Source organism: Neorhizobium sp. T25_13, assembly GCF_002968675.1.
In the GTDB taxonomy this organism is placed as follows: Bacteria; Pseudomonadota; Alphaproteobacteria; order Rhizobiales; family Rhizobiaceae; genus Neorhizobium; species Neorhizobium tomejilense.
The window spans coordinates 325,907-351,015 of record NZ_PVBI01000002.1 but is presented as its reverse complement, the minus strand read 5'-3'; the positions used below and the strand labels follow the sequence as shown (position 1 = coordinate 351,015).

Below are 25,109 nucleotides of genomic sequence, written 5' to 3'. Positions count from 1 at the left end.
CTCGTCCCACCTCTCGAACACGCCAGGCCGGATTGCCTTTTCTGTTCGATTCGGGACCATCCTCTTGAGAACCCATTACCCAGGAACCGTTTTGACGGTTCCTGGGTAATACGTTCGGAGGAAATGGGCGGGAGAGGAGACCCCTCCCGCCGCATTCCGATATTACTTAACGTCGACCTTGGCGCCGGCGTCCTCAAGCTTCTTCTTGAGGTCAGCGGCTTCAGCCTTGTTGACGCCTTCCTTGACAGCCTTCGGAGCGGCTTCAACGAGATCCTTGGCTTCCTTGAGGCCCAGGCCGGTGATGGCGCGGACTTCCTTGATGACGTTGATCTTGTTGGCGCCGGCATCAGCGAGGATGACGTCGAACTCGGTCTTTTCTTCTTCAACGACAGCAGCAGCAGCGCCACCGCCAGCAGCAGCAACGGCTACGGGAGCAGCTGCAGATACGCCCCACTTCTCTTCGAGCAGCTTGGAAAGCTCAGCAGCTTCCAGAACGGTCAGAGCAGAGAGGTCTTCAACGATCTTTGCGAGATCAGCCATTTTGATAGTTCCTTATATTCGGTTCGAACTTGATTTGGGTATGAACAGCGAAAAACCGCCTTAAGCGGCTTCCTCGTCCTTCTTGGCGTAGGCCGCAAACACGCGGGCAAGCTGGCTTGCCGGTGCTGCAACAACCGTAGCGACGCGGGTAGCCGGGGCATTCAAGAGGCCCAGCAGCTTGGCGCGAAGCTCGTCCAGCGAAGGCAGGGTCGCAAGCGACTTGACCGCATCCGCAGTGAGCGTGGTTGCACCCATGGAACCGCCCAGAACAATGATCTTGTCATTGGTCTTGGCGAAATCCATGACGACCTTCGGAGCCGTTACCGGGTCTTCGCTGAATGCGATCAGCGTCTGACCCTTGAAGAGATTCGACATCCCTTCCGACTCCGTACCCTGAAGAGCGATCTTGGCCAGACGGTTCTTCGCGACTTTGACGGTGCCGCCAGCAGCGCGCATCTTCGAACGAAAATCGTTCATCTGCGCAACTGTGACACCAGCATAGTGGGCCACGACAACCGAACCAGAAGCCTTGAAGACTTCGTTCAGCTCCGTGACAAATTCGCGCTTTTCCGCTCTTTCCACTGTCTGTCTCCAGTTGACGGGACCGCAATCCTGCAGGCCCCATCGGGTTGCCTTTGCCTCAAGGGATCCCTTGATTAGGACCCCAAGCGACGCTTGAGGATCCTGTCCCCTCGCACTGTCGCCACAGGGGCTCCAGGCACAAGGCACACTAGGCTCGAACCGAACTCAAAAGTGCGAGGCACTTTATAAATCTCGGGTCTTACCCGTCTCATGCAGGCATCAAGTGATTAAGGTCGAAACCACCCGCAATCTCGGACAGGAATTCCCAGGTTTCCCTGGGAAACTCCCGGCCCCGAAGGACCGGGAATTCATGCAGTCCGGAACCCGAAGGCTCCGGACGAAACTTTTAGATCGTCACCGTCGACGGATCGATCTTGACGCCCGGACCCATGGTCGAGGAGATCGCTACCCGCTTGAGGTAGTTACCCTTGGCGCCAGCCGGCTTGGCCTTGATGACTGCGTCAGCGAAGGCCTTGATGTTCTCTTCGAGAGCCTTGGCTTCGAAGGAGGCCTTGCCGATACCGGCGTGGATGATGCCGGCCTTTTCGACGCGGAACTCGACAGCGCCGCCCTTGGAAGCCTTGACGGCACCCGCGACGTCCATGGTGACGGTTCCGACCTTCGGGTTCGGCATCATGCCACGCGGGCCGAGAACCTTACCGAGACGGCCGACGAGCGGCATCATGTCCGGGGTGGCGATGCAGCGATCGAAGTCGATCTTGCCGCCCTGGACGATTTCGACGAGTTCTTCAGCACCGACGATATCCGCACCGGCTGCCTTGGCTTCGTCAGCCTTGACGCCACGTGCGAAAACGGCAACGCGAACGTCACGGCCGGTACCGTTCGGCAGATTGACCACGCCGCGGACCATCTGGTCTGCATGACGCGGATCGACGCCGAGGTTCATCGCGATTTCAACGGTTTCGTCGAACTTGGCGATCGCACGTTCCTTGACCATCGAGATGGCGTCGGTGAGCGCTACGAGCTTGGTCGGATCCACGCCTTCACGGATCTTCTGAATACGCTTTGCAAGCTTTACCATGTTAAGCCACCACTTCCAGGCCCATGGCGCGGGCAGAGCCCTCGATCATGGCCATTGCGCCTTCGAGATCGGCCGCGTTCAGATCCTTCATCTTCGCCTGGGCGATGGTCTGGATCTGAGCCTTGGTCAGGGTGCCAGCCTTGGCGCCCTTGCCCGGGGTCTTGGAACCCGAGGTGATCTTCGCTTCCTTCTTCAGCCAGTAGCTGACCGGAGGCTGCTTCATCGCGAAGGTGAAGGACTTGTCCTGGAAATAGGTGATGACGACCGGGATCGGCATGCCCTTTTCCATTTCCTGCGTGGCGGCGTTGAATGCCTTGCAGAATTCCATGATGTTGATGCCGCGCTGACCAAGTGCAGGACCGATCGGCGGGGACGGATTGGCCGACCCTGCCTTTACCTGCAGCTTGAGGTGGCCCATAACTTTCTTAGCCATAACTCTCTGCCTTTCGAGAGACCGGTTACCCGGCTCATTAGAGACCGGTTTCCCGGTCCGATATGCCGGCTTTCGCCGGCGGCTGCGGTTGCGTGGTTCGGTCAGAATGCCCGGCTAAGGCACCATTCCTCCCACGCGCTTGCGGCAAACGCCGCGCGAGACCCACCGAATAAACGGCAGGCCTCAATTCGAAACTGATCAGACCTTTTCGACCTGAGCGTATTCCAGCTCGACCGGGGTCGCACGACCGAAGATCGAAACCTCGACCTTGAGGCGCGAACGCTCCTCGTCGACGTCCTGAACGGTGCCATTGAAGGACGCGAACGGACCGTCCGATACGCGAACCTGCTCGCCGATCTCGAAAGTGATCGACGACTTCGGCCGCTCGACGCCTTCCTGCACCTGACCGAGGATACGCTCGGCCTCGAAGTCCGGAATCGGAACCGGCTTGTTGTCGGAACCGAGAAAGCCGGTGACCTTCGGCGTGTTCTTGATCAGGTGGTAGGCTTCGTCGGTCAGGTTGGCCCGGACCATGACGTAACCCGGAAAGAACTTGCGCTCGGAATCGACCTTGCGGCCGCGACGCACTTCGACCACCTTTTCGGTCGGCACGAGGATCTTCTCGAACAGATGCTCAAGCCCCTTCTGGCGAGCCTTGTTCTCGATGTCCTCAGCCACCTTCTTCTCAAAATTAGAATATGCGTGGACGATGTACCAACGCGCCGCCATCTTTATTCTCCAGAAATCAAACGCTGACGTTCAGTACGAGACGGAGTAACCATCCCATGAGCTGGTCTGCAGCGAAGAAAAACAGCGCAGCGAACACAACCATAACCAGAACCATGGCCGTGGAGATCATGGTCTCGCGACGCGACGGCCAATGGATTTTCAGCGCTTCGGATCGAACCTGGCGCAGAAACGTAACTGGATTGGTCTTGGATGCCATTGATTGCCCACGCAATTACGGCGCGTAAAGCTGAACTTGCTCAGCCCCACGCACCGCGTGTCTGTTTTGACCTACATAAACACCCCTTCCCCTTTACACAAGAGGGAAAACAGTGTTCGATGAAATTTCGCCGTTTTGCACGGCGGCCATTTCCCGACAATTCCGCTGCGGATAATCTCGCGCCAATCATCTGAAAGTGGCAGGGGCGGCCGGGCTTGAACCGACGACCTGCGGTTTTGGAGACCGCCGCTCTACCAACTGAGCTACACCCCTTCAACCTTGGCGGAACGTAAAACCGGAAACTCGGCCTCGCCGCCAACTGGCTAGGCGCTCCCTTTAAGGGGATGCGCTGCGCTTTGCAAGAGCATTTTTGATATCCGGACCGTTCTACCCGAGCTTTCGGCCGGACCCGTCAGGCGCTTCGGCAAGGCGAGCGCCCGAAAGCGCCGTTCCGGCGCCACCTGCGCTGATTTCCTTGCCCGGACGACCGATCCGCGATGGCTTCCGGTTGATCGACAGAGGCTCCTCCCCGGGGTCGGTCGGGAAGCGATTCGCGACAGGAAACAATCGATGGCGCCGCGCTTACACCAGTAGAATCAATCGCGGACGCGCATTTACGCTTCTTCCGCAATGAGTCACCTTGCGGAGACTTGTAGGCTGAGGTGGATGTTTGCCCACCTCCCCTGCCGGCGCCCGCCAATGCCGTGGGGGCCCTGACAAGCGTCTGGCTGCAGCGCGCCTGGCATTGCGTGAGGCTCGGCAGTCTGCGATGTGCATGCCCCGCGGCAAAAGTCGTTTCCGTTGCGAGAGCGAGCTTTTTCAAAAACTGACTCAGGGTGAGCCACCAGATTGACTCAAGGTCAGGGCTTGAAAGCAAAAGGCCCCGCCGTTGCCGGCAGGGCCTTTGCTATTTGATGCCGCTATCGATTACTCGATGATCGAGGCGACGATGCCGGCGCCGACGGTACGGCCGCCTTCGCGGATGGCGAAGCGCAGCTTTTCTTCCATCGCGATCGGAACGATCAGCTCGACTTCAACGGTGACGTTGTCGCCCGGCATGACCATTTCCGTGCCTTCCGGCAGCGAGACGATGCCCGTCACGTCCGTCGTGCGGAAGTAGAACTGCGGACGGTAGTTGGTGAAGAACGGCGTATGACGGCCGCCTTCTTCCTTCGTCAGGATGTAGGCTTCGGCCATGAACTTCTTGTGCGGCTTGACCGAACCCGGCTTGCAGAGGATCTGGCCACGCTCGACGCCGTCACGGTTCACGCCGCGAACGAGAGCGCCGATGTTGTCGCCGGCCTGACCCTGGTCGAGCAGCTTGCGGAACATTTCAACGCCGGTCACCGTCGTCTTCGAGGTCGGGCGGATGCCGACGATCTCGACTTCTTCGCCAACCTTGACGATGCCGCGCTCGACGCGGCCGGTCACGACCGTGCCACGACCCGAGATCGAGAACACGTCTTCGATCGGCATCAGGAACGGCATGTTGATCGGACGCTCAGGCGTCGGGATGTAGGCGTCGACGGCGGCCATCAGCTCGCGGATCGAATCTTCGCCGATCTTCTTGTCGGAATCTTCAAGAGCGGCCAGCGCCGAACCCTTGACGATCGGAATGTCGTCGCCCGGGAAGTCGTAGGACGACAGAAGTTCGCGCACTTCCAGCTCGACGAGCTCGAGAAGCTCGGCGTCGTCGACCTGGTCGACCTTGTTCAGGAACACAACGATCGCCGGAACGCCGACCTGACGGGCGAGCAGGATGTGCTCGCGGGTCTGCGGCATCGGGCCGTCGGCTGCCGAGCAAACCAGGATCGCGCCGTCCATCTGCGCTGCACCGGTGATCATGTTCTTGACGTAGTCGGCGTGGCCGGGGCAGTCGACGTGGGCATAATGGCGGGCCGGCGTCTCATATTCGACGTGCGCCGTCGAAATGGTGATGCCGCGAGCCTTTTCTTCAGGAGCCGCGTCGATCTGGTCATAGGCCTTGTACTCGCCGAAGTACTTCGTGATCGCGGCCGTCAGCGACGTCTTGCCATGGTCAACGTGACCGATCGTGCCAATGTTGACGTGCGGCTTGTTGCGCTCAAACTTGCTCTTTGCCATTGAATGCTTCCTGTGAACATAAGGGTGGACCCGGCGACCGGGTTTGGTGTCGCCGTTTAAGGCTTTCCACTAGAATGCGCAAGACATAATTACGACGCGCGCCCGGACAAGGGGAGCAGGCGAAATCGGCTTGAAAATGCCCCGGGGCGGCCCGTTCAGCACGCGCTCAGTTCAAGATCCAGACCGGCCCTGACTTCGGGCTGCAGCGAATTGACGAGCGCCGAAGGCGCAAAAAAGCCCCGCGGCCGGGTAAGGCCGCGGGGCTCCAGGTCCGCCTTGATGACGCCAGTATAACATAGAAGTTTGTTCCGGGATCGTTTGTCAGCTGCCGTACCTACCGGCGGCCCCTCGCACCGGATGCGCGGCTCAAAACGATGCGGGGAAACATGCCTCGTTCCGGTCGATGGAAGCTTCTGGTGTCTTACAGCATCGCGCAAGCCGCGCGATCGCCGGACCCGCTTCGACAGGGATACAGGAAAGCGTTGCACCAACTGGCACACCGTTATTGTAAATCGTTGAGATTATGGAGCGGGTAGCGGGAATCGAACCCGCGTATTCAGCTTGGAAGGCTGCTGCTCTACCATTGAGCTATACCCGCGGTGTGGTGTCCGATCAGAGACGAATGGTGGAGAGAGTTGGATTTGAACCAACGTAGGCTGAGCCAACGGATTTACAGTCCGTCCCCTTTAACCACTCGGGCATCTCTCCAGTTTTTCGTCCGGATCGTGAGACCAAGTTCGTCAGACCTTGAAGCTTGCCGCCCCTTGATCTGCGCCGCGTATATGACCGCCTCGTTCTCGTCTGTCAACACGAGGAAGAAGCAAAAATGACGAAAATAAATCAGTCGCTCTTTCGATCCGCCTCCCCGTCGAGGGCTTTGCCCGGAGAGCGAGGATGGCTATAAGGCCTGATGAGCAAGGACGACAAACAAGACAAATCCACCCGCGACACCCATTATGCGACGCTTCGGCGCGCGGTGCGCGACTCCAAGCGCGAGCGCGGAGAAATTCCGACGCCGCCCTTGAAACGGCCGAAATCCAACAAGGACTGGAAGCCGCCGCAGCTTCAGCCGGAACAGGTCTTCCTTTATGGCCTGCACACGGTGCGCGCCGCCCTCGACAATCCCGAGCGCAAGCTCATCAAGCTGTCGGTGACCCAGAACGCCTTCGCGCGGCTCGATATCGGCGAACCGGAGACGCTGTCCTTTCCGGTCGAATTCGTCTCGCCGCAGGATATCGACAAGGTGCTCGGCCCCGAGGCCATCCATCAGGGCGTGATGCTGGAAACACGCCCCCTGCCCGTCCGCCGGCTGGAAGGCCTGAAAGAGAGCCCGCTTCTCCTCGTCCTCGACCAGGTGACCGATCCCCACAATGTCGGGGCGATCATGCGTTCGGCGGTCGCTTTCGGCGCCGGCGCGGTGATCACCACCCAGAGACATAGCCCGACCGAATCCGGCGTGCTCGCCAAATCCGCCTCCGGGGCGCTGGAACTGATACCTTATATACAGATTACCAATCTCGCCGATGCGATCGAGGAATTGCACCGGCTCGGCTTCCAGACGATCGGGCTCGATTCGGAAGGCCCCGCCCCGCTCGAAGGCACGTTTGCCGGCGGCCGGATCGCTTTGGTGCTCGGTTCGGAAGGCAAGGGCCTGCGGCAGAAGACCCGCGAGACGGTCAACGCGCTTGCCCGTCTCGACATGCCGGGCGCCATCAAGTCGCTCAACGTCTCGAACGCCGCCGCGATCGCGCTCTACGCGACACAGCAGCATCTCGCCAAGGTCGGTTGACCTGCGCCGTTTAAGACTCCCAAGCGCGGGGCAAACGTGTCATGGGAAGTCTTACGCAACCGACGTGACCAGCCGCCATGGAATTCATGCTCGCTACATTCGAAAAAGCCGCGCTGCTCGCAGGCAAGGCCATCCTGGACATCTACAGGGCTGGGCCGAGCACCAGCTACAAGGCCGATCGGTCCCCGGTCACGGAGGCGGACGAGCGGGCTGAGGAGATCATCCTCGCCGAACTCGCCCGAGCCTTTCCGGAGCTTCCTGTCATCGCGGAAGAATCGGTGGCGATGGGACGCATCCCGTCGATCGAAGGGCGCTCCTTCATCCTCGTCGACCCCCTGGACGGTACCAAGGAGTTCATCAACAACCGCGAGGATTTCACGGTCAACATCGCGCTGATCGAGGGTGGCGTCCCGATCCTCGGGGCCGTTTATGCCCCCGCCCTTAAGGTCGCCTATCTCGGCGGCGGCGGACGGGCGGAAAAACTCGTCGTCAACGACGATTTCGCGGTGACGAGCCGGGAGCCGATCGTCGCAAGGCCGGTCGGGAGCCGGCCGATCTGCGTCGCCAGCCGCTCACACAATTCCGCCGAGACCGAGGCCTTCCTCGAAAAATCAGGCGCCGCCGACATCCGCAGCATTGGTTCCTCGTTGAAATTCTGCCTGCTGGCGGAGGGTGCCGCCGACCTCTATCCCCGCTTTGGCCGGACCATGGAATGGGACACGGCCGCTGGTGACGCCGTGCTCCGTGCCGCCGGCGGCAGCACGGTCACGCTCGACGGGGCGCGGCTTACCTATGGCAAGACCGGCCGCGCGGACATGCTGGATTTCGCCAACCCCGATTTCATCGCCTGGGGGGCGCGGCCTGGAAACTCCTAGCCGTCGTCCTATTGTCATCACCCGGTAACATTGGTCAGCCACGGCGGACTGCCGGGGGTAAGCCCGACCCAAGTCGTGACAGGCAGCCAAGCCGACGCGTTGCATTCCCTTTCGGATGCGCCTAGGAAACCGCTGCGCGTGAGATTGCCGGATAAGGATGAGGATTATTGATGCGTATTGTGATGGTTGGATCGGGTTATGTCGGCCTCGTGTCGGGAGCCTGCTTTGCGGATTTCGGACATGACGTGATCTGCGTCGACAAGGCCGCCGAAAAGATCGAGGCGCTGAAACAAGGCGTCATCCCGATCTTCGAGCCGGGCCTCGAGGCGCTGGTCGAATCGAACGTCAAATCCCGGCGCCTTTCCTTCACCACCGAGCTTGGCCCCGCAGTGGCCGATGCCGATGTCGTCTTCATCGCGGTCGGCACGCCCTCGCGCCGCGGCGACGGCCATGCCGATCTCGGTTATGTCCATGCCGCAGCACGCGAAATCGCCGAAGCGCTGACCGGCTTCACCGTCATCGTCACCAAGTCGACCGTTCCGGTCGGCACCGGCGACGAGGTGGAGCGGATCATCCGCGAAACCAATCCGGATGCGGATTTCGCCGTCGTCTCCAACCCGGAATTTTTGCGCGAAGGCGCTGCTATCGAGGACTTCAAGCGTCCTGACCGGATCGTGGTCGGCCTTTCCGACGAGCGCGCCCGCGGCGTGATGACGGAAGTCTACCGTCCGCTCTATCTCAACCAGTCGCCGCTCCTCTTCACCAGCCGCCGCACATCCGAATTGATCAAATACGCCGCAAACGCCTTCCTGGCGATGAAGATCACCTTCATCAACGAGATGGCCGACCTCTGCGAGCGCGTCGGCGCCGACGTCCAGGACGTTTCGCGCGGCATCGGCCTCGACGGGCGCATCGGCTCGAAATTCCTGCATGCCGGCCCCGGCTATGGCGGCTCCTGCTTTCCCAAGGACACACTGGCGCTCGCAAAGACCGCCCAGGACTATGACAGCCCTGTCCGCCTCATTGAAACCACCATCGCCGTCAACGATACCCGCAAGCGCGCCATGGGCCGCAAGGTGATCGCGGCTGCCGGCGGCGATGTGCGCGGCAAGAAGGTCGCCGTCTTCGGGTTGACCTTCAAGCCGAACACCGACGACATGCGCGACAGCCCGGCGATCGCCGTCATCCAGACGCTGCAGGATGCAGGCGCGATCGTGTCCGGCTACGATCCGGAAGGCATGGCAAACGCCAGGCAGATGATGGATATCGAATTCGCCAGCGGCCCCTACCAGGCAGCGGAGGGTGCGGACGTGGCGGTTCTGGTGACCGAATGGAACGAGTTTCGCGCGCTCGATCTCGAACGCCTGAAGTCCGTCATGAAGAGCCCCGTCCTTGTCGATCTGCGCAATGTCTATCGAGCACCGGAAGTCGAAGCGCACGGCTTTGCCTATTCCGGCGTCGGAAAACTGCGCTAGAATAGCCGCCAAGACGGCGGGCCGGCGGGAACCTCGGGCTCAGCCCAAGGATTGTGTCGCATGACCACGCAAGCGAAAATCATCTGGGCCATGACCGCGGTGCTGACCGCATCGCCGGCGGCGCTGGCCCAGACCCAGACCCAGTCCCAGCCGGTACGCTCTGCCGAACAACACATATCGTGTTCGGCCTTCTATTCGATGCGCAAGATCATGGCCAAGGAGTTCGGCAAGAGCGACACGGCCCAGGGCACCGTTTCCCGCGACGAAGAGCATATGCATGCCGCGCTGGTGATCCTGCAGGACAATCACTATCCGCGGAACGAAACGACGGCGCTTTTCGAGAGACCGACGCAGCAGATGCTGGAAAAGACGCAAGCGATGGCGGAAGCGGATTTCGTCGCGCTGGATCAGTCCTGCCAATCTCTACTGGAGCAATCCAGGCGATAGGCGTTCCGGTCGCCTGTTCCGACCGCCGAAGGCTTTCAAGCCGCGACGGGATTGGGCATATTGCATGTCGATGATGTTTCGCCGTCTCATGCAAACAGGTTTGGGCCAAACAGGTTTGGGCTTGTCTTTGGCCGTCGCTCCCTTTGGCGGGAGCATCCATGCCGCGGAAGAGACGGCCGCCCCCGAATGCCGATATGAGCGTGCGGCGTCGGATGAGATCGGCCGATTGTGCATCCGTCCCGACGCCTACAACGAGGATCTCTGCCACGTCATGGAGCAGCTGGCGGTAACGAACGGGCTGCCGCCGGAATTCTTCGCGCGCCTGATCTGGCGGGAAAGCCTGTTTCGGCCGAACGCGGTGAGCCCGAAAGGCGCGCAGGGTATCGCCCAGTTCATGCCGGCGACCGCGAAGATCCGCGGCCTGCAAAACAGCTTCGATGTCATCGAAGCCCTTGCCGCCTCCTCGCTCTATTTGAGAGACCTGAGCAACCGTTTCGGCAATCTCGGCCTCGCCGCCGCGGCCTATAATGCCGGCGAAGCAGGGCTCGAAACATTCCTGAAGGCCGGCCGGCTGCCGATCGAGACGCGCGACTACGTGTTTGCGATCACCGGTCACTCGGCGGAGACATGGAGGGACAATCCGCCGAAAACGGCGGCTCAGGCCCTCGTACCGCAAAAAAACTTCATCGACGGATGCATACAGCTCGCCGCCACGAGGCGTCTCAACGAGACCGTGCTGATCGCATCGGCGGATTGGGCGCCATGGGGCGTGCAGCTTTCCGCGCACTACAATCCGAATATCGCCAGCCAGCTGTTTGCCAACACGATCAGCCGGCTGCCGGCGCCGCTCAACGCGGAACGGGCGCTCGTCGTGCGGCAGAAACGAGGCAATTTCGGCTATCGCCCGCGCTATGCGGCGCGGATCGGCCGCGCCACTAGAGCCGAGGCGACCGATTTGTGTACGAAGATCAGGGCACACGCGGTGCCCTGCACGGTTTTCAGAAACTGAAGCGGCATGCGGCAAGCGAAGGCAGGCCTTCCGCTCGCCGCACATGATTCCCGATCAGCAGTTTTGTGCCTGCCCGGGCGCCAGAGTTCCGTCCGCATTGGGCGTTGCGGAGCCGGTACCCTGACCCTGCGGCAGATTGTTGGTCGTGGCGGAGCCGGTACCCTGCGGCAGAGTGCCGGGCGGGCATTTCGAACCGCCGGAATCGCCGGTCGTGCTGCCGGTCGTATTGGAATCAAGCGCGCCTGATCCGCCGCCATTCAGCGGAGTCGTGGTATTGCCGTTGAGCGTGCCGGAGCCGGAACCGGAGCCGCTGGCGCCCGAACCCGGAACGGCTCCACTGGTTCCCGCAGAACCTGAGCCAGTAGCGCCGCCGGATCCTGATCCGGTTCCCGAGCCCGACTGGGCGACTGCGGCAGTGGCGAGACCGAGCGACAATGCGCCAACGGTGAATATCTTTACAAACATTGGGTTTCCTCTCGTGGGACTTTCCAAACATGCCCTACGGCCGTCTAACCCCGCCGACCGCAGAAGGTTTCCAACGTTCTGCGCAGACCTCTCAGGCTTGCTGACGATGGCGGGGCAAAAAGCCGGCGCTGCCGCAGGCATCGGCCAGGTCCGCCGCAGACGCCACGGAGACCTCGATGAGGAGAAATTGATGCCAGATGCCAGGAAAGGAATGGTGCCCCCGCCAGGGTTCGAACCCGGGACCCCCTGATTACAAATCAGGTGCTCTACCAACTGAGCTACAAGGGCACTTTCGAGTGCGGAGTTACCAGATTTTCCCCTCCTGTAAAGAGAAAATCGCTGCAACATGAGATAGCCTGCATTCGAGCTGCGTTGTTTCGCTCACCGGCGATGGCGCAAGGCGCTTGTCCAAAAGCCTGTTTTTCCTGTACTTAATGCCGTCCGGCCGGCATGGTCCTGTCATAGGCTCGTGTTAGCTCAAATGGTTTCAGCGTCCCTTGCGCGGCCCCTCGGGCGGCGGCATCCTTAAAGGCCCGTTCATGTCGTCTCAGACGAACAAGCTCTCCATCATCGCCTCGACGGCCCCGGAAGCACAATCCGCGCTGGAGGAACTCGTGAGGCTCTACGGCAACGTGCCCACTGCGGAAGCCGACGTGATCGTCGCGCTCGGCGGCGACGGCTTCATGCTGCAGACACTGCACGACACGATCAATACGGGCAAAAGCGTCTATGGCATGAACTGCGGTTCGGTCGGCTTCCTGATGAACGATTATCGCGCCCAGAAACTCCATGAGCGGGTGGCCGAATCGATCGAGAACGAATTTCATCCGCTCAAGATGACGACGGTCAACGAGGATGGCTCGACGTCGGTGGCCCTCGCCATCAACGAGGTCTATCTCTTCCGGCAATCCTATCAGGCGGCCAAGCTCAGGGTGGAGATCGACGGCCATGTAAGGCTGGAGGAATTGATCTGCGACGGGCTGATGATCGCCACGCCCGCCGGTTCGACCGCCTACAATCTCTCGGCGCACGGGCCGATCCTGCCGCTGGAGGCGCCGTTGCTCGCCATGACGCCGGTTTCGGCATTTCGCCCGCGGCGCTGGCGCGGCGCGCTGCTGCCGAACCACGTCTGCGTCGATATCCACATCCTCGAACCGGAAAAGCGGCCGGTCAACGCGGTTGCCGACAATACCGAGGTAAAGTCGGTGCTGAAGGTGCGGGTGGCACAATCGACTGAAATCACCGCCCGCATCCTGTCCGATCCCAACCATTCCTGGTCCGACCGGATTCTCGCCGAGCAGTTCAACAACTGACTCAGCGTCAGCTCACGCAGATGAAACCTGTTGCCCTCGCGTGAGGCTCAGCGCTTCGGGCTAAAGGCGCGCAGAAAAGTGCGGGTGGCGTTCGCCGCCATCTGGTCGATTTCCGACTCCGGCGTCTGGCGGCCCATCTGCTGGTCGTAGCGAAGGTCGGCCGCCAGAAGCGCCATATACTGGCGGGCGGCAAGCGCCGGGTCATCGATCTCGAGATGCCCCCCATGGGCGAGTTGCGCCAGGCGGGCCGCAATCGCCGGATATTTCTTGCCGGGCCCGTATTCCTTCCAGGTTTCGAAAAGCTCGGGGAAGCGGGCGCCTTCGGTTTCGACCACCTTGCGCAGCCAGCGGCCGTTCGGGTCACAGATCGCCTTGCGCAGCAGCTGGGCCGAAAACTGCGTCAGTTCCGTCTCGATATCCTGCGGCGCCACGGGGAAAGTGTCGAGCACGCGAAAGAAACCGGCGCTGGAGCGGTCGGTGATTTCGGCGACCACGACCTTGAAAAGATTATCCTTGTCGCCCAGCTGATTGTAGATCGTCTGGCGCGACACCCCTGCCCTTGCCGCGATCGCATCGATGCTGGCTCCCCCGAAGCCTTCCTGGGCAAAAACATCGGCTGCAGCGTTGAGGATCGCCTGGCGCTTGTTCTGCGCCGGCGGCCAGGTGTCGTAATCGCGCGGAAGTTCGGCAGACGAATTTTTCATGACATCACTATAGCGGGGCTTGATGAATTGGACAATTGTGTCCAGAATATTTTACATGATTGCTTAGGTCCATCCTCCCAAACGCGGCCGGCTCTCATATTCATCTCCCATAATCGTCTTCGCCCTGCCGTTACCACGGCAGATGTGGTGACGGGAAAGGTTTTTTCCAAATGCAAAGCAGAGCTCCTTCGCATGCCCTTTCGCTCGGGCTGCTCTCCGCTATCGGGCTTTTTGCCCTCGACATGTATCTCCCAGCATTGCCGACCATCAGCGTAAACCTCAATGCCGACAGCCATGAGGTGCAGGCGAGCCTGATCTCCTTCTTCGTCGCCATGGCAGTTTCGCAGATCGTCTACGGCCCGGTCTCCGACATGTTCGGGCGCAAGAAGCCGCTCTATGTCGGTCTCGCACTTTATGCCATCGGGGCGATCGGCTGCGCGCTGTCGCCGTCGATCGAGTGGCTGATCGCCTTCCGGTTCCTGCAGGGCATGGGCGCCTGCGCCGGCGTCGTCATCTCCCGCGCCATCGTCCGCGACCTGCATACCGGTCCGGCCGCAGCCCAGCTGATGTCGCGGCTGATGCTGGTGTTCAGCGTCTCGCCGATCCTCGCTCCGCTTGCCGGCAGCATCGTCACCGTGTTCGGCGACTGGCGGCTGATCTTCTGGGTCATGGTCGGCGCCGGTGCCGTCGGGGCCGTCGTTGCGGTGTTCTTCCTCGAGGAAACCCGCCTGCCGGCTGCACGCAGCGAAAGCAGTCTCGCCGGCGCGCTCAGGTCCTATGGTACGCTGCTCCGGGATCCTTATTATCTCGGGCTGGTGCTGATCGCCTCCTTCGGCATGTCGAGCTACATGATCTACGTGGCAAATTCGTCCTTCGTCCTGATCGAGCATTACGGCCTGTCGCCGACGTTCTACAGCATCGTCTTCTCGTGCAATGCGGTTGCCTTCATCGGCATGTCGCAGCTGAACGGCTGGCTCTCCCGCAAGATCGGGCTGCGGAAAGTGATCCGCGGCGCGGTGTTCGGGTATTCCACGATGATGGTCCTTCTGGCGCTCGTCACCTCGCTCGGCATCGACCGCCTCGATGTGATGGCCGCCTTCCTGTTCGGCGGCTACGGCTTCCTCGGCATGGTCATCCCGACGGCGGCGGTGCTGGCGCTCGAACATCACGGCCGGATCGCCGGCACGGCGTCGGCGATGATGGGCACGATCCAGTTCGTGACCTCGGCGGTCGTGATCGGCCTCGGCGGCATGTTCGTCGACGGAACTTCGCTGCCGATGGTCACGGTCATCGCGTTGTGCTCGGTGGTGGTCTTCCTGCTGTCGCTCGTGGTGCTGCGCAGCCGCCAAGGCGCCATGGCGGCCGCGGCGGAATAACCAGCCTATCCACCCAACAAAAAAGCGGCCGGACTTTGCCAAGTCCGGCCGCTTTCGTTTGTGATTCTTCCACGGATCGTCAATCGACGTCAGCGACATCCACATCCGGCTTGCCGCTGATACGATGCGCCAGGGCAGCTTCCATGAACGGATTGATATCTCCGTCCAGCACGTCGTCCGGCGCAGTGCTGGTCACGCCTGTGCGCAGGTCCTTGACCATCTGGTAGGGCTGCAGCACGTAGGAGCGGATCTGGTGGCCCCAGCCGATCTCGGACTTGGAAGCCGCCTCGGCGTTCGCCGCGTCCTCGCGCTTCTTCAATTCCGCTTCGTAGAGCCGCGCACGCAGCATGTCCCAGGCCTTGGCCTTGTTCTTGTGCTGCGAGCGTTCCTGCTGGCACTGCACGACGATGCCCGACGGCATGTGCGTGATGCGCACCGCCGAGTCGGTCGTGTTGACGTGCTGGCCGCCGGCGCCCGACGAACGGTAGGTGTCGATGCGGCAGTCGCTTTCGTTGATCTCAATGTTGATCGAGTCGTCGATGACCGGATAGACCCAGATGGACGAGAAGGACGTGTGGCGGCGGGCGTTGCTGTCATAGGGCGAAATGCGGACCAGGCGATGGACGCCCGATTCGGTCTTCAGCCAGCCATAGGCATTGTGGCCCTTGACGAGGATGGTCGCCGACTTGATGCCCGCTTCTTCGCCGTCATGCACTTCCAGAAGCTCGACCTTGAAACGCTGGCGTTCGGCCCAGCGGGTATACATGCGCAAAAGCATGTTCGCCCAGTCCTGGCTTTCCGTGCCGCCGGCGCCGGAATGGACTTCGACATAGGTGTCGTTGCCATCCGCTTCGCCCGACAGCATGGCCTCGACCTGGCGCCGGCCGGATTCCGCCATCAGCGCCTTCAGCGCCTCCTCGGCTTCCTTGACGATCGCTTCGTCGCCCTCTTCCTCACCGAGTTCGATGAGCTCGATATTGTCGTTGAGCTGTTGCTCCATGGCCTTGACGCCATTGATGCCGTCGTCGAGCTGCTGGCGCTCGCGCATCAGTTTCTGCGCCTCGGCGGCATCGTTCCAGAGGTTCGGGTCCTCTGACTTGTTGTTCAACCAGTCCAGTCGTCTTACCGCCTGATCCCAGTCAAAGATGCCTCCTCAGCAGGCTTATGGCCTGCTTGATTTCGTCGACTACATTGATGATTTCCGCACGCATGGCGCTTGTTCTTCGCTCTTTGTGTTGGGGTTTTAAGTGCCGTGGACATAGTTGCAGCAAGCCCGGATGTAAAGCCCGGGCCTGCCGACAAGGCTGCCCCCTCGGATAGCGATCAGAACAGACCCGGCATGCCGGAGGTGACAGCCTGCTGCGCCTGGGGCGAGTTGGTGAAGATCTGGTCCTGGGTCATGTATTCGCCGTCGCCGATGACCTGGAAGACGTCTGCCGGGCCGGTGCCAGGCTTGAAGGCCTCGACGATCGTGTCGGGCTGGCCTTCCATGGCCGCCATGCCGGTCTTGCGGTTGACGGCGACGAGCTGCATGCCGTCCGGCACGTGGAACTTTTCGGCAGGCGTCAGCTTGGCAGCCTGGGCGAGGAACTCACCGAAAATAGGTGCGGCAAGGCCGCTGCCGGTGCCGGCACGGCCGAGCGGTGCCGGCGTGTCGAAGCCGACATAAAGACCGGCGACAAGGTTCGGCGTGAAGCCGACGAACCAGGCGTCCTTTTCGTCATTGGTGGTGCCGGTCTTGCCGGCGACGTCGCGATCCTTGACTGGGATCTTGCCAGCTGCCGTACCGCGCTGGACCACGCCCTGCATCATCGAAGTGATCTGGTAGGCGGTCATCGGGTCGAGAACCTGCTCGCGGTTGTCGACGATGCTTGGTTCTTCCTGGTTGGCCCAGTCATTGAAGTTGCAGCCGTCGCAGGCGCGCTCCTCGTGACGGAAGATGGTCTTGCCGTAACGGTCCTGGATGCGGTCAATGACGGTCGGCTTGATCTGCTTGCCGCCATTGGCGATGACCGCATAGGCCGAAACCATGCGCATGACCGTCGTTTCGCCGGAACCGAGCGACATGGCCAGCACCGGCAGCATCTTGTCGTAGATGCCGAAACGCTCGGCATATTCGGCAACCAGCTCCATGCCCATGTCCTGCGCCAGGCGCACGGTCATCTGGTTGCGGGATTTTTCGATGCCGATGCGCAGCGTCGACGGGCCGCCTGAATCGCCGCCGTAGTTTTCCGGCCGCCAGACCTGACCGCCGGAGACGATCTCGATCGGGGCGTCCAGGATGACCGAGGCCGGCGTATAGCCGTTGTCGAGCGCTGCCGAATAGACGAAGGGCTTGAACGACGAACCCGGCTGGCGCATTGCCTGGGTGGCGCGGTTGAATTCCGATTGAGAATAGGAGAAGCCGCCGGCCATCGCGAGAACGCGGCCCGTGTTCGGGTCCATGGCGACCAAACCGCCCTGGACCTTCGGCGGCTGGCGCAGCCTGTAGGTCTTGGCCTGTGGATCGATCGGCTCCACGTAAACGACGTCGCCCGGCTTCAGCACGCCGTCCGGCGATTTTGCCGGCTTGCGGGTATTGGTCGAGTCCCGATAGGCCCATTTCATGTCGTCGCCGTTGATCGTGCCCGTCTCGCGAGCCGCGTCGACCTTGCCGGCCGCATCCGCCGAGGGCTGGAGGCCGATCGTGGCGGACTTTGCCGAAACCTCGGTGACGACCGCGAGCTTCCATTCCGGCACGTCCGAAAGCGACTTCTGCTTGGCGAGCTCCGGTCCCCAGTCACCCGTCGTGGCGATCTGAGCGACTGGCCCGTGGAAACCGCGGCGCTCGTCATATTCCACCAGACCGTTTTGCAGCGCGGCGCGGGCGATGACCTGAAGGTCGGGATCGAGCGAGGTGCGGACCGAAAGCCCCCCTTCATAGAGCGACTTGTCGCCGTAACGCTCGATGATCTGGCGTCGCACTTCTTCCGAGAAATAATCCGATGCGAAAACATGGGCGCCGGTCCGGCGCTGCTTGACGCCGAGCGGCTGCTTTTTGGCCTCCTCGGCATCGGCCTGGGTGATGTAGCCGTTCTCGGCCATGCGGTCGACGACCCAGTTGCGGCGCTCGAGCGCTGCCTTTTCGCGGCGGAAGGGATGGTAGTTGGCCGGACCTTTCGGAAGGGCCGCAAGATAGGCGGCCTCGGCCGTCGTCAGCTCGGTCACCGACTTGTCGAAATAGGTGAGTGCCGCGCCGGCGATGCCGTAGGAGTTCTGGCCGAAGAAAATCTCGTTCAGATAAAGTTCGAGGATCTTGTCCTTCGAATAGGTCTGCTCGATGCGGAAGGAGAGGATCGCTTCCTTGACCTTGCGGTCGATCGTCTGGTCGGCAGAGAGGAGGAAGTTCTTCGCCACCTGCTGGGTGATCGTCGAGGCACCTTCGGGGCGACGGCCGGAACCCAGGTTCTGGAGGTTGGAGAGGACGGCGCGCCCAAGACCCGTGATGTCGATGCCGGGATGGCTGTAGAAATTCTTGTCTTCAGCAGACAGGAAGGCCGCCTTGACCCGGTCCGGCACCGCCTGAATGGGCAGGAAGAGGCGCCGCTCGCGGGCATATTCCGCCATCAGAGCACCGTTGCCTGCATGCACGCGGGTAGCGACCGGCGGTTCGTAGGAGGCAAGCACCTCGTAGTTCGGCAGGTCCTTGGTCATCCCGGTGAGGTAGATACCCACGCCGGCTGCCACGACCAGAAACAGAACGCAGGCCAAACCAAAGAGATAACCAATCAATCTTACCATATCGGAGCTACCGTTCAGCTTTCATTCGGCGCGTGAAACACACCATCGCATGGTTAGAGGCGTTTTGCACGGTGATTGCACCAGCGCAAGGCGAAAGCGGATCGATCCTCCGCCATCCGTTGCATCTGAGAGATTATCGAATAACCGCCTGAATGTGAGTAAAATAGGGCCCTTAGATGCGATTTCCGGCGTCCGCCCTCCGCCGCGCGATATTCCCCGATGCCTGTGGCACCGGCGCCACGCGGAGCGCAGGAAATCAGCCGCCGTTCGCCATCGCACGGGTACGATAGCGCTTGATGGCGTCGACCATGCGATCGATCACCTTCGACCGCCACGACTCATCCAGCAGCAGCTTTTCATCTTCGACATTGGACAGAAAGCCAAGTTCGAGGAGCACGGAGGGAATGTCCGGCGCGCGCAGAACCTGGAAGCCCGCATAACGGTGGGGATTGTTGATGAGCCCGATCTGCCCTTCGAAGGACTGGACGACATTGGTGGCGAGCGCGGTCGAAAACGCCTGGGTCTCGCGCCGGGTCAGGTCGAGCAGGATATCGGCGACCTCCGGCGGGCCACTCTGGAGCGTATAGCCCGCAAGCTCGTCGGACAGGTTTTCGCGGGCGGCGAGGTTTTCGGCCATGCGGTCGGAGGCCTTGTCAGACAGCGTATAGACGGTCGCGCCGCGAATGTCCTTCTGGCCGAGCGTATCGGCATGCAGGGATACGAAGAGATCGGCGTGGCCCTGGCGGGCGAGCGTCACGCGCTCGGAGAGCGAAAGAAACGTGTCGTCGTCGCGGGTCAGGACGGCCTTGATACCCTCGACCTTGTTCAATCGTTCGGCAAGCGTCTTGGCGAACGCAAGCGTGATGGTCTTTTCCGGCGTCTTGGTGCCCGCCCCCGTCGCGCCGGCATCGATCCCGCCGTGCCCGGCATCGACAGCAACCGTAAAGACGTTGTCCTTCTCGGCCATCGCCAGCGCGTCCGGAACCGCCGCCGTCGGCGTCGCCCAGTTCTGGGTCTTCACCAGATCGGCAAAAACCTCCTTGGAGGCCATTTCCGCATCCAGGACCAGCCTGTAGCTGCCGTTGTCGTTCGATTGGACCTCGGCGATCGACAGTTTCACCGGCCTCTTGGCGGTCAGCACAATGCGGGCGCTCGACTCACCCATCGCGCCGTAGCGGATATCCTTGAAGAGACCACGCGCGGCCAGATCCTCGGCGGGGAACCCGAAGGCGGTCGCCGGCAGGTCGACGATCACCCGCTCCGGCGCGGCGACGTAATGGACGGAGAATTCCGGCTTTTTCTCGAATTCGATGACGATCCGGGTGCGCGCCTCGTCGCCGGCGACCCGCGCGCTGAAGGCGAGAAGCGGCGGCTGCGGCGTAGCGCGGGCGGAACTCAGGGGAAGGGTCGCGGCGAAGGCTGCCAAAAGAAGAACCGCGCAAGCGATTCGCCCAAAAAAACGCTGCAGGCTTCCGCCGCAGGCCGTCGCTGCGCTTGCCTTTAGATCCGCCCTCAAAACGCCACTCGCATTCAAAGCCCCGCCGCCTGTCGGGCAACCCGCATCAAAGTGCCCGTTCTAGAAGGCATTTGCATGTCAAAAGATGCGAATCAACCGCCCGTTCCCTGCCATCCATAAGGGGTCTAATTCCATCGAGAATATGGCAAACTTGGCTTTTCCCTTGCTATTGTGACAGATAAACCATACAACGCCCGTGAGGGTTAAAGTGTTGACGGGATAGTCTGCCGATAGGCTGGCCAGCCTCTTCAGGACCTGGCGCCGAAGACCGACAGTCATCCGCCGTCGCTACACTTTTTCCTGATACACGATCCAACCGGCGGTGGCCGGAATAATACCGGGTGGCGTGCCACCCACCGCTCATGCGGAGCACATTCATCGGGCCCATGCGGGCCTATGGTATCGTCATTCTCGTTTGGTTTTTGATGTCGCGGCACAATTTTCAGAACCTGGAGAGACCGAGGGAGCAACGCTCCCCGTCATCTTTCCGGTTGCCGTCACAACCGCGCCTGACGGGAACATCTTTATCCGGCGCAACGACCGCATTGCATGACGGGCCTGTCCTCGTGGCAGGCTTTTCTGCATTCTCCCGGCGGCGCCGAGGAGCAGAATTTCAATGGCAGACAAAATGCTTATCGACGCGTCTCACGAAGAGGAGACGCGCGTAGTCGTCGTTCGCGGTAACCGGATCGAGGAATTCGATTTCGAATCGCAGCATAAGAAACAGATACGCGGCAATATCTATCTGGCGAAGGTGACGAGGGTCGAACCCTCACTACAGGCCGCTTTCGTCGACTACGGCGGGAACCGTCACGGCTTCCTCGCCTTCGCCGAAATCCATCCCGACTATTATCAGATCCCGCTTGCCGACCGCCAGGCGCTGATGCAGCAGGAAGCCGAGGATCAGCGCAAGATCGCCGAGGCGGAAGCTGCTGATCCCGTGGTCGATCCAGCCCACCAGGAACAGCCGGATATCGGCATTTCCACCCCTGCCCCCGCCGCCGAGCCCGCAAGCGAAACTGATGCGGAAGCAGCCGAGGCAAGCCCGGTCGAGGCTGTCGCCACCGAAGAGACGGAAAAGCCGAAGGCCAAGCCGCGCCGCAGCCGCGCCCGCAAGAAGCCGGCGGAAGAAGCAGCCGCTCTCGAAGCCGGCGCATCCGAAGGCGCTCCTTCCTCCGAGAACAATGACGACGACGGTTCGACGCCTGGCGAAATGGCCGCGATGGTCGAGACCGATTCGATTTCGGAAGACGTCGACGCCCGCCGCGGCGGTCGCAACGACGATTTCGATGACGACGACGATGACGACCACGGCGAGAAGGAAGTAATCGAATCGGTCGGCGCCGAAGACGCCATGGAAGAAGTTCCGGACCGCGTCGTGCGCAAGCCGCGCAAGCAGTACCGTATCCAGGAAGTCATTAAGCGCCGCCAGATCCTGCTCGTGCAGGTCGCCAAGGAAGAGCGCGGCAACAAGGGTGCTGCCCTCACCACCTATCTTTCGCTCGCCGGCCGTTATTCGGTGCTGATGCCCAACACGGCGCGTGGCGGCGGCATTTCCCGCAAGATCACCCAGCCGCAGGACCGCAAGCGCCTGAAGGAAATCGCCCGCGAACTCGACGTGCCGCAGGGCATGGGCGTGATCCTGCGCACAGCCGGTGCGAACCGCACCCGCGTCGAAGTCAAGCGCGACTTCGAATACCTGATGCGCCTGTGGGAAAACGTCCGCACGCTGACACTGAGCTCGACCGCCCCTACCCTCGTCTACGAGGAAGGCTCGCTGATCAAGCGTTCGATCCGCGACCTTTATAACAAGGACATTTCCGAGATCATCGTGTCGGGCGAAGAAGGCTATCGTGAAGCGAAAGACTTCATGAAGATGCTGATGCCGAGCCACGCCAAGGTGGTCCAGCCCTATCGCGACCTGCATCCGATCTTCGCCCGCTCCGGCATCGAAGCGCAGCTTGACCGCATGCTGCAGCCGCAGGTGACGCTGAAGTCCGGCGGCTACCTGATCATGAATCAGACGGAAGCGCTCGTCGCCATCGACGTCAACTCCGGCCGTTCGACCCGCGAACACTCGATCGAGGAAACGGCGCTCCAGACCAACCTGGAAGCGGCGGAAGAAGTCGCCCGCCAGCTTCGTCTGCGCGACCTTGCCGGCCTGATCGTCATCGACTTCATCGACATGGAAGAGAAGCGCAACAACCGCGCCGTCGAGAAGCGGCTGAAGGATTGCCTGAAGAACGACCGCGCCCGCATCCAGGTCGGCCGCATCTCGCATTTCGGCCTGCTCGAAATGTCGCGCCAGCGCATCCGCGCCTCGGTTCTCGAATCAACGACGCAGATCTGCACCCATTGCGGCGGTACCGGTCATGTGCGCTCGCAGTCGTCGGTCGCCCTGCACGTGCTGCGCGGCGTCGAGGAATATCTGCTCAAGAACACCACGCATGACATCACCGTGCGCACCACGCCGGAGATCGCGCTCTATCTCCTGAACCACAAGCGCACCAGCATCGTCGATTACGAGAACCGCTTCGGCGTCTCGATCTTCATCGAATCGGATGTCAGCATCGGCTCCAGCCACTTCGCGATCGATCGTGGCGAGCCGGTCGAAAACCCGGTCAAGATCGAAAGCCTGATGCAGTTCGCGGCCATCCCCGTCGAAGAAGACGATGACGACATCGTCATCGAGGCCGACGAGGAGGAAGAAGAAGAGACCGTCGCAGCGGCGGCGCAGCCGGCAGCAGCCAGTGCCGAGCGCGCGCAGCAGCAGGGCGACGACCAGAACGGCCGCAAGCGCAAGCGCCGCCGGCGTCGTCGCAACCGTGGAGAAAAGGGCGGTGACGCCCAGACCGCGCAGGGCGGCAACGACGACATGGCCGATGGCGACGAGGATGGCGATGAAGGCGAGGACGACGTTTCCGAAGCCGGCGAAGCATCCGACGCAACGGTTGCCGCCGATTCGGACTCGGAGGAGAACCGCCGCAAGCGCCGCCGCCGCGGCAAGCGCGGTGGTCGCCGCAATCGCAATGGTGAGGACGGGCAGGAGCTGAGCGCTTCGGAGGACGGCGAAGCGGCCGACGAAGACGCATCCAGCGAAGACGTCGCTGCAGTGCCGGCAGCAGCCGTAGCGGAAGCCTCTGAAGAGGCAGCCGTCGAGGCTGTCCCGGCTCCCGCCGAGGCGGAAGCAGCAGCTGGCGGCAAGCCAGAAGCCAAACCGCGCCGTTCGCGTCGTGGCAAGGCGGCGACTGCGGCCGACGCACCGGCTGCGGAAGAGGCGGCTGCGGTTGTTCCGGCTCCGGTGGAAACCGTCGTCGAGCAGGTCGAAGCCGCACTCGGCCAAGAGCCGCAGGCTCCCGAAGCCGCGCCGGTTGAAGCCACTGCTGCCGAAGAAGCTCCCGTCGCAGAGGCCGAGCAGGCCGATAGCGGCGAAGCAAAGCCGGCACGGGCCAACCGCGCATCGAACATCTCCTCCTCCGTCGAGGCGGTGGTGAAGAGCTCCGATCCCGTGGCAGCGCCCGAGACCGAAGCCGACCCGTCGAAGCCGAAGAAAGCCGGCTGGTGGCAGCGCCGCGGCTTCTTCTGAGCCTGACGAGAACCGACGAAACGGCCGCGCAAGACGCGGCCGTTTTTATTTCTGCCCTGCCCTGAGCCTCAGAAACTGGATCAACCGCCTGCCGAAGCGATTCCGAAAACGTGGCTAGCCTGTTGAAATCAGACTCCATTCCAGCATCGGGTCCGCCGTCCGGCCAGGCGTCATACGCAGTTGTGAACTGGCGGAAACCGCCTGGACATGATTTTGAGGTTTTTTGGAAAGCCCGACTGGCTTACTTTGGGCACAAACCGCAACAATGGTGCGCGGGATTCGTGTGCCGACCAAGAGGATATGGATGACCCGCCTGTTCAAGACGCCCGTTTTCAAGACACTGGCCGCCGGCTCGATGCTGGCGCTGGCACTTTCCGCGACCGCCCCGGCTTTCGCCCTGGACGACCAGCAGAAGAAGGAAATGGGCCAGTTCATCCGTGAATACCTGCTGCAGAACCCGGAAGTGCTGGTCGAAGTCCAGAACGCGCTGGAGGCGAAGCAGCAGACCCAGCGCGTCGAGCAGTCGACCAAGGGGATCGCGGACAACAGGCAGGCGATCTTCTCCTCGCCGACCGACATTACGCTTGGCAATCCGAAGGGCGACGTCACGGTCGTCGAATTCTTCGATTACAATTGCGGCTACTGCAAGCGGGCGCTCTCTGACATGGACGACATCCTTTCCAAGGATAAGAACGTCCGCTTCATCCTCAAGGAATTCCCGATCCTCGGGCCGGACTCGGTCGCCGCCCACCGGGTGGCCAACGCCGTGCGCCTGGTCGCGCCGGAAAAATATGCGGAATTCCATCGCGAACTGCTTAGCGGTAAGCCGCACGCTTCGGAAGCGACCGCCATTGCGGTCGCAAGCGCCCTCGGCGTCAAGGAGGCGGCGATCCGCAAGTCCATGGCCGACCAGCCGAACGACGACCTGGTGCGCGACGCCTACCGGCTCGCCAACGCGATCGGCATAACCGGCACGCCGACCTATGTGGTCGGCGACGAAGCCGTCTTCGGCGCCGTCGGCCTCGAAACCATCGAACAGAAGGTCGCCAACGTGCGTGCCTGCGGCAAGGCGACCTGCTGACAGGGCAACCTCCCGAGCGACAGATGTTCCATCGCAGTGGACTCGCG

At 61.7% G+C, this 25,109-nt stretch carries 21 protein-coding genes and 4 tRNA genes; 9 read left to right on the top strand and 16 right to left on the bottom strand.

Annotated features, from left to right (window positions below):
• Positions 1 to 162 precede the first annotated feature (162 nt).
• The 10 genes from rplL to C5J22_RS05140 all read right to left on the bottom strand — a co-directional run bounded on the left by rplL (position 163) and on the right by C5J22_RS05140 (position 6,354).
• Positions 163 to 540 (bottom strand): 50S ribosomal protein L7/L12, encoded by a 378-nt coding sequence (gene rplL, locus C5J22_RS05185; protein ID WP_024164302.1) that lies wholly within the window; start codon positions 538 to 540, stop codon positions 163 to 165.
• 60 nt (positions 541 to 600) lie between these two features.
• Positions 601 to 1,158: a 50S ribosomal protein L10 gene (gene rplJ, locus C5J22_RS05180; RefSeq protein ID WP_284706807.1), complete on the bottom strand. Its 558-nt coding sequence runs from the start codon at positions 1,156 to 1,158 to the stop codon at positions 601 to 603.
• A gap of 310 nt (positions 1,159 to 1,468) precedes the next feature.
• Complete coding sequence (gene rplA, locus C5J22_RS05175) at positions 1,469 to 2,164, bottom strand: 50S ribosomal protein L1 (protein WP_105401076.1); 696 nt, start codon at positions 2,162 to 2,164, stop codon at positions 1,469 to 1,471.
• Between the two features lies 1 nt (position 2,165).
• Entirely contained in the window at positions 2,166 to 2,597 is a 432-nt protein-coding gene (gene rplK, locus C5J22_RS05170) for a 50S ribosomal protein L11 (RefSeq protein ID WP_037088457.1), read from the bottom strand.
• 198 nt (positions 2,598 to 2,795) lie between these two features.
• Complete coding sequence (nusG, locus tag C5J22_RS05165; RefSeq protein ID WP_007770615.1) at positions 2,796 to 3,326, bottom strand: transcription termination/antitermination protein NusG; 531 nt, start codon at positions 3,324 to 3,326, stop codon at positions 2,796 to 2,798.
• A 16-nt stretch (positions 3,327 to 3,342) separates the two neighbouring features.
• Positions 3,343 to 3,543 (bottom strand): preprotein translocase subunit SecE, encoded by a 201-nt coding sequence (gene secE, locus C5J22_RS05160; RefSeq protein WP_046669638.1) that lies wholly within the window; start codon positions 3,541 to 3,543, stop codon positions 3,343 to 3,345.
• 197 nt (positions 3,544 to 3,740) lie between these two features.
• Positions 3,741 to 3,816: transfer RNA gene (locus C5J22_RS05155), tRNA-Trp, on the bottom strand.
• A gap of 654 nt (positions 3,817 to 4,470) precedes the next feature.
• Positions 4,471 to 5,646, bottom strand: coding sequence for an elongation factor Tu (tuf, locus tag C5J22_RS05150; protein ID WP_105401075.1), 1,176 nt, complete (start codon positions 5,644 to 5,646; stop codon positions 4,471 to 4,473).
• A gap of 524 nt (positions 5,647 to 6,170) precedes the next feature.
• Positions 6,171 to 6,244: transfer RNA gene (locus C5J22_RS05145), tRNA-Gly, on the bottom strand.
• Between the two features lie 25 nt (positions 6,245 to 6,269).
• Positions 6,270 to 6,354 (bottom strand) — tRNA-Tyr (locus tag C5J22_RS05140).
• Between the two features lie 202 nt (positions 6,355 to 6,556).
• Here C5J22_RS05140 and rlmB point away from each other — a divergent pair.
• The 5 genes from rlmB (at position 6,557) to C5J22_RS05115 (ending at position 11,241) form a co-directional block, all read left to right on the top strand.
• Complete coding sequence (rlmB, locus tag C5J22_RS05135) at positions 6,557 to 7,435, top strand: 23S rRNA (guanosine(2251)-2'-O)-methyltransferase RlmB (protein WP_105437435.1); 879 nt, start codon at positions 6,557 to 6,559, stop codon at positions 7,433 to 7,435.
• A gap of 86 nt (positions 7,436 to 7,521) precedes the next feature.
• Positions 7,522 to 8,310: a 3'(2'),5'-bisphosphate nucleotidase CysQ gene (gene cysQ, locus C5J22_RS05130; protein WP_105437645.1), complete on the top strand. Its 789-nt coding sequence runs from the start codon at positions 7,522 to 7,524 to the stop codon at positions 8,308 to 8,310.
• Between the two features lie 170 nt (positions 8,311 to 8,480).
• Entirely contained in the window at positions 8,481 to 9,785 is a 1,305-nt protein-coding gene (locus C5J22_RS05125; RefSeq protein ID WP_105419453.1) for a UDP-glucose/GDP-mannose dehydrogenase family protein, read from the top strand.
• Between the two features lie 60 nt (positions 9,786 to 9,845).
• Positions 9,846 to 10,232 (top strand): hypothetical protein, encoded by a 387-nt coding sequence (locus C5J22_RS05120; protein WP_105437434.1) that lies wholly within the window; start codon positions 9,846 to 9,848, stop codon positions 10,230 to 10,232.
• 115 nt (positions 10,233 to 10,347) lie between these two features.
• Positions 10,348 to 11,241 (top strand): transglycosylase SLT domain-containing protein, encoded by an 894-nt coding sequence (locus C5J22_RS05115; RefSeq protein WP_371412547.1) that lies wholly within the window; start codon positions 10,348 to 10,350, stop codon positions 11,239 to 11,241.
• 54 nt (positions 11,242 to 11,295) lie between these two features.
• Here the strand turns inward: C5J22_RS05115 and C5J22_RS05110 are convergent, their stop codons facing one another.
• Together C5J22_RS05110 and C5J22_RS05105 are read right to left on the bottom strand one after the other, a co-directional pair.
• Positions 11,296 to 11,706, bottom strand: coding sequence for an oxidoreductase (locus C5J22_RS05110; RefSeq protein WP_105437433.1), 411 nt, complete (start codon positions 11,704 to 11,706; stop codon positions 11,296 to 11,298).
• A gap of 212 nt (positions 11,707 to 11,918) precedes the next feature.
• Positions 11,919 to 11,994, bottom strand: a tRNA-Thr gene (locus tag C5J22_RS05105).
• A gap of 251 nt (positions 11,995 to 12,245) precedes the next feature.
• Between C5J22_RS05105 and C5J22_RS05100 the strand changes: the two genes are divergently transcribed.
• Entirely contained in the window at positions 12,246 to 13,019 is a 774-nt protein-coding gene (locus C5J22_RS05100; RefSeq protein WP_046636633.1) for an NAD kinase, read from the top strand.
• Positions 13,020 to 13,066: 47 nt separating this feature from the next.
• On the opposite strand, the gene C5J22_RS05095 is transcribed toward C5J22_RS05100, so the two are convergent.
• Positions 13,067 to 13,723 carry a TetR/AcrR family transcriptional regulator gene (locus C5J22_RS05095; protein ID WP_105437432.1) on the bottom strand — a complete coding sequence of 219 codons (657 nt, stop codon included), beginning with the start codon at positions 13,721 to 13,723 and terminating at the stop codon, positions 13,067 to 13,069.
• A gap of 170 nt (positions 13,724 to 13,893) precedes the next feature.
• Here C5J22_RS05095 and C5J22_RS05090 point away from each other — a divergent pair, with 170 nt between their 5' ends.
• Positions 13,894 to 15,099 carry a multidrug effflux MFS transporter gene (locus C5J22_RS05090; protein WP_105437431.1) on the top strand — a complete coding sequence of 402 codons (1,206 nt, stop codon included), beginning with the start codon at positions 13,894 to 13,896 and terminating at the stop codon, positions 15,097 to 15,099.
• A 79-nt stretch (positions 15,100 to 15,178) separates the two neighbouring features.
• Here C5J22_RS05090 and prfB read toward each other — a convergent pair.
• The 3 genes from prfB to C5J22_RS05075 all read right to left on the bottom strand — a co-directional run bounded on the left by prfB (position 15,179) and on the right by C5J22_RS05075 (position 20,347).
• Positions 15,179 to 16,310, bottom strand: a protein-coding gene (prfB, locus tag C5J22_RS05085) for a peptide chain release factor 2 (protein ID WP_105401067.1) whose coding sequence is annotated in 2 segments (ribosomal slippage) — positions 15,179 to 16,240 and positions 16,242 to 16,310 — 1,131 coding nt in all. Because the reading frame shifts where the segments join, the coding sequence is not laid out codon by codon here.
• Between the two features lie 112 nt (positions 16,311 to 16,422).
• Positions 16,423 to 18,879: a penicillin-binding protein 1A gene (locus tag C5J22_RS05080; protein WP_105437430.1), complete on the bottom strand. Its 2,457-nt coding sequence runs from the start codon at positions 18,877 to 18,879 to the stop codon at positions 16,423 to 16,425.
• Positions 18,880 to 19,135: 256 nt separating this feature from the next.
• A complete protein-coding gene (locus tag C5J22_RS05075) occupies positions 19,136 to 20,347 on the bottom strand; it encodes an N-acetylmuramoyl-L-alanine amidase (RefSeq protein WP_371412561.1) in 1,212 nt (403 codons plus the stop codon).
• Between the two features lie 664 nt (positions 20,348 to 21,011).
• Between C5J22_RS05075 and C5J22_RS05065 the strand changes: the two genes are divergently transcribed.
• Together C5J22_RS05065 and C5J22_RS05060 are read left to right on the top strand one after the other, a co-directional pair.
• Complete coding sequence (locus C5J22_RS05065; RefSeq protein WP_105437428.1) at positions 21,012 to 23,981, top strand: ribonuclease E/G; 2,970 nt, start codon at positions 21,012 to 21,014, stop codon at positions 23,979 to 23,981.
• 304 nt (positions 23,982 to 24,285) lie between these two features.
• Positions 24,286 to 25,062, top strand: coding sequence for a DsbA family protein (locus tag C5J22_RS05060; RefSeq protein WP_105401416.1), 777 nt, complete (start codon positions 24,286 to 24,288; stop codon positions 25,060 to 25,062).
• The last annotated feature ends 47 nt before the right edge of the window (positions 25,063 to 25,109 follow it).